At 61.8% G+C, this 1,394-nt stretch carries 2 protein-coding genes; one reads left to right on the forward strand and one right to left on the reverse strand.

From position 1 onward, the window contains the following. Nucleotides 1-248: hypothetical protein (locus AC1DSN_RS22635; protein WP_477333080.1), on the forward strand; the 248-nt coding region annotated here is incomplete at its 5' end. A gap of 299 nt (nucleotides 249-547) precedes the next feature. Here AC1DSN_RS22635 and trhA read toward each other — a convergent pair. Beyond that, complete coding sequence (trhA, locus tag AC1DSN_RS22640) at nucleotides 548-1,219, reverse strand: PAQR family membrane homeostasis protein TrhA (RefSeq protein ID WP_477299218.1); 672 nt, start codon at nucleotides 1,217-1,219, stop codon at nucleotides 548-550. Nucleotides 1,220-1,394 lie beyond the last annotated feature (175 nt).

Genomic DNA, 1,394 nt, shown 5'->3' on the forward strand with positions numbered 1-1,394 from the left:
CCTCACAGCTTGCCCTCCAGACGCGTCGCCGCGCCAACCTCCGTCACCTTATTCAATTGCTCGACGGCGAGGGCCTCCAGTCTTGGGCCGCGCAGGCGGCCGTCATGGCCAATATTAGCGGGGCTCAACTTGAGGCGTTGATGGAGGGCGAGGCGATATCGGACGAGATGGCCCGGGAGATCGAGTGGTCCATGCACCGTCCAAGCGAGTGGCTGGACCGTCATCCAGAGGACAGGCTGGACGACTGACTCGGAGCAGATGCAAGGAAGGTCTGTCGCGCACTTTGCGAACTGACGGAAACACTGGGTCTCGACGCAGCAAATTCGTCCCATCGGACATGGCGCGAAAAGCCTTCGTCTCACTGCGGCTCGAGCGTCAGAGACCAGCTCCGGCGAGACCGAGGATAGGTGGCTCAATGGAATGCACGGGGGCTGGGTTGGCATTGCGGACGAACTGGATGCGGTTCGTTTGATCGACCAGCCTGTGCTCGCCCGAGAGTGAGCCGCCATACTATTTTCCTGCAGCGTGATTGAATGCGAACGGCCGGTCAGGCGTTCGCCGCGGATCCCGGCAACACATAAAGCAAGACGGCGACATAGTGCAGCACGCTGCCGACGAGCACGAACACGTGCCACACGGAGTGGTGAAACGGCAAACGCTTGGCCAGGTAGAACGGCACGCCGACGGTGTAGGCTACGCCACCCGCGATCAACAGAGCCAAACCCGCCGTCGGAAGGTGGGCCGCCAGCGGCTGAAAGGCTGCGATCGCCGCCCATCCCATTGCGACATACAAGGCCACCGCCGCCCGGTGATGCCGTTTCAAGATGCCCAGTTCAAGCACACTGCCAACGATGGCGATGGACCACGTCGTGCCGAAGAGAATCAGGCCCCATTTCCCCGGCATCGCCATCAGAGCGAAGGGCGTGTAGGTGCCCGCGATGAGCCAGTAGATGCCCATGTGATCAAGCGTCCGTAAGACACCTTGGGCGCTCGGATGCTGCACGCCGTGATAAAGCGTCGAGGCGGCACAGAGAAAAACGGGGGTGGCACCGTAGAGCGCGCTGGCGAACACGGCCAGCGCCCCGCCATACAGCGCGGCCTTGGCAACTAGGGCGGTGAGCCCGGCAATGCTGAGCACAAACGCCAAACCATGGATGACAGCGCTGCCCACTTGGTCGGCGCGGTCATGCGCCGCCGCAGGGCTTGGATCAACAGACATCCGGGGATCCCAAAGTGAAAAAGCAGGGTCGCTATCCTGCCGGTTTGCCATGGCAATTTGAAGTGATCGGAGCGGGATCCGCGATGGGATCGTCGCTTTGACAATCGCTTTGCACGCGGTGTGCGACGGTCACACATTCAATGGCAGGATCCGCACATGGATGACGTGTCAGAGC

The sequence above is a fragment of the Luteibacter sp. P4_D7_3 genome (assembly GCF_056401735.1).